At 49.7% G+C, this 8,823-nt stretch carries 5 protein-coding genes; 4 read left to right on the top strand and 1 reads right to left on the bottom strand.

From position 1 onward, the window contains the following. Nucleotides 1–54 precede the first annotated feature (54 nt). From fruB to glgC, 4 genes are all read left to right on the top strand, one after another. Nucleotides 55–1,200 carry a fused PTS fructose transporter subunit IIA/HPr protein gene (gene fruB / locus CAG65_RS11860; protein ID WP_021705257.1) on the top strand — a complete coding sequence of 382 codons (1,146 nt, stop codon included), beginning with the start codon at nucleotides 55–57 and terminating at the stop codon, nucleotides 1,198–1,200. 10 nt (nucleotides 1,201–1,210) lie between these two features. Continuing rightward, nucleotides 1,211–2,161, top strand: a complete 951-nt coding sequence (pfkB, locus tag CAG65_RS11855) for a 1-phosphofructokinase (protein ID WP_161453767.1) — start codon at nucleotides 1,211–1,213, stop codon at nucleotides 2,159–2,161. Between the two features lie 18 nt (nucleotides 2,162–2,179). Beyond that, nucleotides 2,180–3,925 (top strand): PTS fructose transporter subunit IIBC, encoded by a 1,746-nt coding sequence (gene fruA / locus CAG65_RS11850; protein WP_161453766.1) that lies wholly within the window; start codon nucleotides 2,180–2,182, stop codon nucleotides 3,923–3,925. A 300-nt stretch (nucleotides 3,926–4,225) separates the two neighbouring features. Beyond that, the gene (gene glgC, locus CAG65_RS11845; RefSeq protein ID WP_161453765.1) at nucleotides 4,226–5,443 is read left to right on the top strand and encodes a glucose-1-phosphate adenylyltransferase; all 1,218 of its coding nucleotides are present in this window, start codon (nucleotides 4,226–4,228) and stop codon (nucleotides 5,441–5,443) included. A gap of 71 nt (nucleotides 5,444–5,514) precedes the next feature. Here glgC and CAG65_RS11840 read toward each other — a convergent pair whose 3' ends face one another. Next, nucleotides 5,515–8,652 carry a chitinase C-terminal domain-containing protein gene (locus CAG65_RS11840; protein ID WP_161453764.1) on the bottom strand — a complete coding sequence of 1,046 codons (3,138 nt, stop codon included), beginning with the start codon at nucleotides 8,650–8,652 and terminating at the stop codon, nucleotides 5,515–5,517. Between the last annotated feature and the right edge of the window lie 171 nt (nucleotides 8,653–8,823).

Below are 8,823 nucleotides of genomic sequence, written 5' to 3'. Positions count from 1 at the left end.
GACAGTAGAAGGGAGGGAGAGATGTGTATAAAGACAGGAATATAAGAGGCAATTATGCTCCAGTTAACTATTCAGGATATCACGCTTAATCAATCGCATTCCTCAAAGCAGGATGCGATCCGCGCGATTGCACAGCAACTCTCAGATAAGGGGTTGGTGGCCGACGGGTACGTTGAAGGTATGCTCAACCGCGAAGCGCAAAATTCAACCTTTCTTGGAAATGGAATCGCGATCCCACATGGCACAACAGACACTCGCGATATGGTTAATCATACTGGCGTTGCCATCCAACACTTTCCTCACGGCGTTGACTGGGGCGACGGTAATACGGCATATATCGCGATTGGTATCGCTGCAAAATCTGATGAACATCTGGGCATCCTGAAACAACTGACGAAAGTGCTTTCCGCAGACGGTGTTGAAGAACGCTTAAAAAATGCCGGCAGTGCCAATGACATTATTGCACTGCTGAACGGTGAAGTTCAGCTTGAAGCTGATTTTGACGCATCCTTGATCCAACTCTCCTTCCCTGCCAGTGATATGGTGCAAATGACGGCGGTAGCGGGAGGCCTGTTAAAAAATACTGGATGTGCAGACAATGAATTTGTCGCTGAACTCGTGACCAAGTCCCCCACTCATCTTGGACAAGGACTGTGGTTAACCAGTTCAAACAAAGCGGTCAAACGTACCGGTATGTCACTGGTTACCACAGCAAATCATTGTGAATATGAAGGTGCACCTGTAAAAGGCTTAATCGCTTTTGCTGCATGCAACGCTGCACACCAGAAACAACTCGACATTCTCGGCCAACTGGTCTTTGAAGGTCGACAAGATTCGATTCTGAGCGCATCCGCCGATCAACTGCTTACTCTATTTAGCGGAGAAGAGGAAGCAGCATCAAATGACACGCAAGAAGCCTCTTTCGGTAACACGGCGATCTTCAAAATTCGCAACTCGCATGGTCTACACGCCCGTCCGGGAGCGATGCTCGTCGCCGAAGCGAAAAAATTCGAATCAACCATCAAGGTGGCCAATTTGGATGGTGATGCCAAACCGGTGAATGCCAAGAGCCTGATGAAAGTTATCGCCATGGGCGTGAAACACGGACATCAGTTACAGTTCACCGCCGAGGGACCAGACGCTCAGCAGGCGCTGACCGCCATTGGCACAGCGATAGAATCAGGTTTGGGTGAAGGTTGAGGTGCTGAGTATGGTCAATAAAGTCGTCACGATAACGTTAAATCCGGCCTTAGATTTAACCGGAAGCCTCGACACGCTGAATCCCGGCTCGGTAAGCCTGGTCAGTCATAGCGATCTGCATGCGGCAGGCAAAGGTGTGAATGTCGCTAAAGTCTTATCTGACCTGGGCGCACAAGTTACCGTCACCGGTTTTCTCGGCCGGGATAACCAAGAAATGTTCTGCCAATTGTTTGCTCAAATGGGCGCAAATGATCGCTTTGTGCGGGTTGAAGGCTCGACTCGTATCAACGTCAAATTAGTTGAACACAACGGTTCGGTCAGCGACATCAACTTTCCCGGCGTGACGGTCACCGAATCCGCGATGGCTGAATTTGAACGCACCCTGCTTGCGCTTTGCGAAGATCATGAGTTCTTTGTGCTCGCCGGCAGTTTGCCTAAAGGAGTGAGCCCCGAGCAGTGCGCCCGTTGGATAAAACTCTTACACAGCAAAGGCAAAAAAGTTTTATTCGACTCAAGCCGTGCTGCCTTAAGTGCGGGCTTGGACGCTCACCCATGGCTGATTAAACCAAATGATGAAGAGCTGTCAGACTTTGTTGGCCGAACACTGAATTCTGCAGAGGAGTGTCAGTCGGCGGCAATGACACTCTCCGAGAAAGGCATCGACAATATCGTGGTCTCCATGGGAGCTGATGGCGTCATGTGGCTCAATCAAAATGAGTGGTTACGCGCACAGCCTCCTCGCATGCAAGTCGTTAGCACTGTGGGTGCCGGAGATACCTTAGTTGCCGGGCTTTGCTGGGGCCATATGCAGAACCTGCCGAAAACCGAATTACTGTCGTTCGCAACGGCTTTATCTGCCCTCGCCGTTAGCCAGATAGGTGTTGGTGTGGACGACATCCAAGAAGTTCAATCCCTACAAAAACAAGTAAAAGTACAACCGCTTTCTCCAGTAGAAAGCTAAAGGACAAAGGTCGATATTATGAATATAGCGATTATCACAGCCTGCCCTAGCGGCGTGGCCAACAGCATTATTGCTGCCGGTCTGCTGGACAAAGCAGCGAAAGCGCTGGAGTGGAATGCTTCGATCGAATGCCAGTCGTCGGTACTCGATTCTCAGCCAATAAACTCAGAAAAAATCAACGATGCAGACGTGATTGTGATTGCAGCGAATACGCCAGTCGATGACACGCGTTTTGTCGGCAAGAAAGTCTACCGTGCTGACATCAGTGCATGCACTCATGACCCAAAAACGTTTCTACAAACAGCAGCGGCCAAAGCGGAATTACTCACGACTGCAACCACCACTATTTCGCCAGCTCAGGTTGATTCATCAGCCAGCAAAAAAATCGTGGCGATCACTGCTTGCCCAACAGGCGTGGCTCACACATTTATGGCGGCGGAAGCACTGGAGGAAGAAGCCACTCGTCGAGGGTATCAAATCAAAGTAGAAACCCGAGGTTCTGTTGGCGCGAAAAATCAGTTAACCGAAGAAGACATCGCTCAGGCTGATCTGGTCATCATTGCCGCTGACATTGAAGTGCCACTTGATCGTTTCTCTGGTAAATCTATGTATAAAACCAGTACCGGTTTGGCACTGAAGAAAACCGAACAAGAACTCGACAAGGCCTTCAATGAAGCCACAGTTTATCACCACAGTGCTGGCACGAGCACAGGCAGTGGTGTTACTGAAGAGAAAAAAGGCGTGTATAAACACCTGATGACAGGGGTTTCACATATGCTGCCTGTCGTGGTTGCGGGTGGTCTGATCATTGCCCTTTCGTTTGTGTTTGGTATTGAAGCCTTCAAAGAAGAAGGGACACTGGCGGCGGCGCTAATGAGCATTGGCGGTGGTTCAGCGTTTGCTCTGATGATCCCGGTACTTGCAGGGTATATTGCGTTTTCTATCGCCGACCGTCCGGGTCTGGCACCTGGCCTTATTGGCGGAATATTAGCTAGCTCGACCGGCGCAGGCTTTTTGGGCGGTATTGCCGCAGGCTTCATCGCGGGTTATTCAGCTAAATTTATCGCAGATAATGTCAAGCTACCTCAATCGATGGAAGCCCTTAAGCCTATTCTGATCATTCCGTTCATTGCGAGCTTGTTCACCGGCCTTGTCATGATTTACGTGGTGGGTGGTCCAGTGTCTGGCATCATGGCTGCAATGACAGAGTTCCTAAACAACATGGGCTCAGCGAATGCGGTGCTGTTGGGTGTTATTCTGGGCGCAATGATGTGCTTTGACCTGGGCGGTCCAGTTAACAAAGCTGCATACACATTTGGGGTCGGCTTGCTGGCCTCTCAGACTTATGCACCAATGGCGGCGATTATGGCGGCCGGTATGGTTCCGGCACTGGGCATGGGGCTGGCGACCTTCCTGGCCAAAGATAAATTTGAAGCGGGCGAACGTGAGGCAGGTAAAGCGTCCTTTGTTCTGGGGCTGTGCTTTATCTCCGAAGGTGCGATTCCATTTGCAGCAAAAGACCCTATGCGAGTCATTCCAGCCTGTATGGCAGGTGGCGCACTGACTGGTGCTCTATCTATGTTGTTTGGCGCGAAACTAATGGCACCTCACGGTGGTCTGTTTGTGCTGTTAATCCCAAATGCGATAACACCGGTACTGATGTATTTGGTTGCGATCGCTGCCGGTACACTGGTTACTGGCTTTGGCTATGCATTTATGAAAAATCGCAGTGGCAGCAAAGCCAACAAACCTGCCGAAGCGTAAATTTGCCTACCCCCGACTATTCAGGCATTCAGCACCTCCTTTCCGGAGGTGCTTTTTTATCTAACTCTTCTGTAGGCAACTACACTGTGGGAGTAAACCGTTATCACACAGCAGATATTTTCCGCCAGGTCGTGCCGCGCCAATAGAGTGCAATTGCCACATGACCGTTCACGCATTTGGTGCAATGAGGTAAAGCACGTCAAGTATATTCATGATTTTTAAAGCGTACTTGGATTGGCTTAAATCTTGTAGCGGGTACCAAAAAGGAAAATACATTGCACTGTTTCAGGGAGAACCAAGATGCAAGATACTCTTACCGTTGTACTCGCCGGAGGAATGGGATCACGACTCAGCCCTCTCACGGATGACCGCGCCAAGCCTGCCGTCCCCTTCGGAGGGAAATACCGCATCATTGATTTTACGTTAACCAACTGTCTTCATTCCGGCCTACGACGTATTCTTGTCCTAACTCAATATAAGTCGCACTCACTACAAAAGCACTTGCGTGACGGCTGGTCTATTTTTAACCCAGAGCTGGGCGAATTTATTACTGTAGTGCCCCCACAGATGCGTAAAGGTGGCAAATGGTACGAAGGAACGGCTGACGCGATCTACCATAACCTGTGGTTGCTCAGTCGCAGCGACGCTGAGTACGTAGTTGTGTTATCTGGAGACCATATCTATCGCATGGACTATGCCGCCATGCTACAAGAACACAAAGAAACGGGTGCCGAGTTGACCGTTGCGTGCATGGACGTTTCGGTAGATGAAGCCAGTGCGTTTGGCGTTATGGCGGTTGATGACTCGCATCGTGTCACCTCATTCGTCGAAAAGCCAGACAATCCCCCTTCAATGCCAAATAACCCCACCCGTAGTCTGGTATCAATGGGTATCTATATTTTTAATATGAGTACATTGCAGGCAGCACTGGAAGAAGACGCCCATCTAGAGGATTCGAGTCACGACTTTGGCAAGGATATCATTCCAAAACTGATCGGTCAGCAAGGCGTCTACGCTTACCAGTTCGGCCGGGATAAGGGACGAGTCGCCGCAGATAAATACTGGCGCGACGTGGGAACCATTGACTCCTTCTATGAAGCTAATATGGACTTGCTCGAGCCCGTTCCTCCGATGAATCTCTACCAACCCAACTGGGCAATACGAACTTATGAACCTCAGCTACCGCCTGCCCGAACGGTCTCCTCAGGTTCGGGGAATGAAGGAATATTCATTAACTCCATGATTTCTAACGGGGTCGTTAATTCTGGAGGTTCTGTTCAGCACTCGATCATTTCATCGAATGTTAAGATCAATGATGGCGCTACAGTCGTGGACAGTATTTTATTTGACGATGTCGAAGTCGGCGCAGGTTGCCAGTTGGTCAACTGCATTATAGACAAGCACGTGAAGATCCCGCCCGAGACTCAGATAGGTTTAAACCGCCTGGAAGATGCGCAGCGGTTCCATATCTCAGAAAAAGGAATTGTTGTGGTTCCGGAGAGCTATCAATTCTCTTGAAAAAGAGTGGTAGAGCGAATCTTGCGTATCAATAAAAGAGCCACCGTTTGGTGGCTCTTTTTTACTTCGGATTAAGGACAAGCCACTTCGTCCCAGAACCAGTTTGACTGGGTTGGTGTATCCCATGTTCCAGGATTGTTTTTCGCGACAAAACATTTGCTGTTGTACGTCACGGTATCGCCGTTGCTAACTTGAGTGACACCCGGCTCCCACTGAATTACCGTACCACTTCCGGTGTCACCGCCACCGTTATCTCCGCCATTGTTGCCACTGGAAAGATCGGCCAGTGGTAAGTCAGGTTGTTCAAACTTGAAGGCGTAATCCACGCCGTTGATCTTCACGCTGTAGTTCGCAGGGCCAGAGATTGGCAGGTAGTACACCATATCCAGTTCATACGTTCCTCCAGCCGGTAGTTCCTTCCATGATGGCAGTGAGAACGCAACACGGTGCATCGTACCATCTAAGCCACCAATATTGTTACCACGGCTATGGCCTGATGCAATCACCTGTAGGCCGCCTCCCGACTGATCTTTTGCGTTGTCCGGTGTCGATACAGGAATATCAAACTGGAACTCTGTGCCACCAGGGATGGATTGTCCGGTGTTGTTGGTAAACGTGATCTTCGGATTAATTGGGTAGTTTTGATCACCCACTTTGAACCCGCCAACAGACACTGCAATATCCACTGCTTCTGTAGCAATAGCACCCGTGGCAACTTTATTTCCGTAAGGTGTCGCCGATTTGAACTTATCGTAGATAGCCTTGGTCATGGTGTTACCCATGTGATACTCACCATTGCCGGTTGCACAAGCCTGCTCCGTTTCATCAACACTGGTGCGATTTCCATTGGCATCCAGAACATAGCAGTTGTAGTCACCCGCCAGCTCCCAGAACATGATACCGCCAATTTCCTGGTCAATAACGTAGTCAGCTTTAACGTTGACCGACGCTTCATCTTCGGTCGAAAGGAAAACCTTCTTATCGTTGTTCCACAGCCATGGTGCCACCGCTACGCTGTCGTAATGACGGGTGTACTGACCAACCAATTGATCGGTTGGATCATTAACCGGATCCAGCTTATACGCTTCTGCGTAAGAACCCCAAATGCCTTTCTCAAGGTTTTTGGCATGCCACATAGGGTTAGAGCCAGCCCCCATTTCGTTGCCTTTAGGATCGGTGTCGTGCCACATATTGTCGATGCCGACAGCACCGTAACCACAGTTGTTTTTCTCGCCCTCCCCAGTACCTGCCGGACATTCAGACTGATTTGGTAACGCTGCACGGCCCCACAGGCCATCAGTGCCACCCGTTACACCTTGCCATCCGCGAGTATAATAGGGAACGCCGATATTGATACGGCCCGCAGGCATAGAGCCACGGAAATAGTGGTAAGCCCAATCGGTATTCAGGTAACCAATACCACCGTACTGCGCTGTGGTGTAAACACTCCACTGAGCCAGCTCTGAATCTTCACCAGTATCATACAACGCCGCATTATGTCCCACGTGATCGTTCCATGCACCATGCAGGTCATAAGACATGATGTTGACGTAGTCGAGGTATTTGGTCACATCAAACGTTTCCATACCACGCAGCAGATAACCCGAAGACGGCGCCGCGATAGTCAGCATATAGTGGTGACCATCTTGAGCCGACGCTGCATCCAGCTTGGCGCGAAGAACTTTCATTAACTCTTGATAAGACGCCCACAAATATTGGCGACGTGGTTCCATGAAGTCTTTGTCATATGGGTTGCCCGCCCCCGCCATGGACGTTGGGTATTCGTAGTCGATATCCAAGCCGTCAAACTTATATTTACGCATCATTTCGACAGCAGACGTCGCAAATTTCTCAATACCGGCATGGTTGATAGAACCATCTGCATTGGTTGTCATGGTGTAGAAACCACCATCTGCGATACGCTCACCATTGGTGTCAAAGTGACCGCCAGTTTCTGCCCAGCCGCCGATCGAAATCAGGGTTTTCACATCATAGCGCTCTTTGTAAGTTGCCAGAGCGCCAAAGTGACCTTTGAAACCAAGGGCTGGGTCAATATCAACGCCATTCCACTCTTTGCCGACAGCGGCGTTGTTCGGGTCATTAACATCACCGATATTCACTTTTCCGTCTGAACCGATGCTGACGAAGGCATAGTTAATGTGCGTCAGTTGTTCCCATGGAATGTCTTTCACTAAATAGGCAGCTTGAGGATCATCACCGCTACGCCAACTGGTAAAGTAACCAATGACACGTCGAGGGTGATCGACGCCCATTTTCTCACGGCCTTCCTCATCATAAATCGTACAGTAAGGAACGTTCACACCTTCGGTCTGATACAGACCATCCGGGCGACAATTTGCAACACTCGGTGCGCCATTCACGGTAAGCGTCACCAGAGACGAATCTGTACTGGCGCCAAGGTTATCCGTCGCTTTCGCGTAAACAGCCAAAGCACCGCTTTGCGTCGTCGTATAGTCCAGTGAGTACGGTGCACTGGCAACTGTACCGACCAATGTTCCGGCTACATAGAAATCAACCTTGTCAACACTGCCATCAGTATCAGCAGCATCAGCCGTCAAGGTGACCACCTCTCCCAATTCAACTTGTGTCGCAGATACTGCAACGCTCACCGTTGGCGATTCATTACCAGGCTGCGAAGACGATACTGTCAGCGTCACCGAACTTTCTGGGCTAGCGGCGTCTTTATCATCATATGCCATCACAGCGAAAGTATGACGGCCTGCGGTTGCTGTCCAGGACGCTGAATATGGCGCACTGCTGACTTGCTGCACCACCACGCCATCAACCATAAAGTCGACGCGCGCAACTGTACCATCAGTGTCTTGAGCACTTGCAGAAAGAGTGACAACGTCACCCTCGGTAATTTGATCTGAGGCTAACGGACTGAGTAGCGAGGCGCTTGGCGACTCATTCGGGTCGATTGGCCCGGTATCGCAGGTATCAATGACTTTCCAGTGTGCGTAATCACCGTTTGAGGTTTCTGGATCATTTGCCTGAGTCCAGTAGTTTGCCTGGTAGACGGTACCGTTTTGTTGTACTTGTTCGCCGCCGTTGTAGATTGTTCCTGCATCCCATTCTGGAACGCCAGTACAATCAACGGCTGCGTAGCTGCCGAATGCCATCAAGCAGGATGCTGTCAAAGTGCTGAGCGTAAACACGCTTTTGCCTACTTTTCCGTTACGATGCATAATTGCCTTTCCCTTAAGTAGTTGTTTTACATAAAAATAAATATTCTCAGTTCTGTAAGAACACTTAAAATCTCAAGTAAAACAACTCTAGGAGAGTTAACGAAAATTACACGCAAAATATGTGATATTTATATAATCACTCGCAATATATTGTTGTGGCAATGTAACGCC

The sequence above is a fragment of the Vibrio sp. V39_P1S14PM300 genome (assembly GCF_009904765.1).
GTDB classification, from domain to species: Bacteria; Pseudomonadota; Gammaproteobacteria; order Enterobacterales; family Vibrionaceae; genus Vibrio; species Vibrio proteolyticus.
This window is presented reverse-complemented; position numbering and strand designations above follow the sequence as displayed.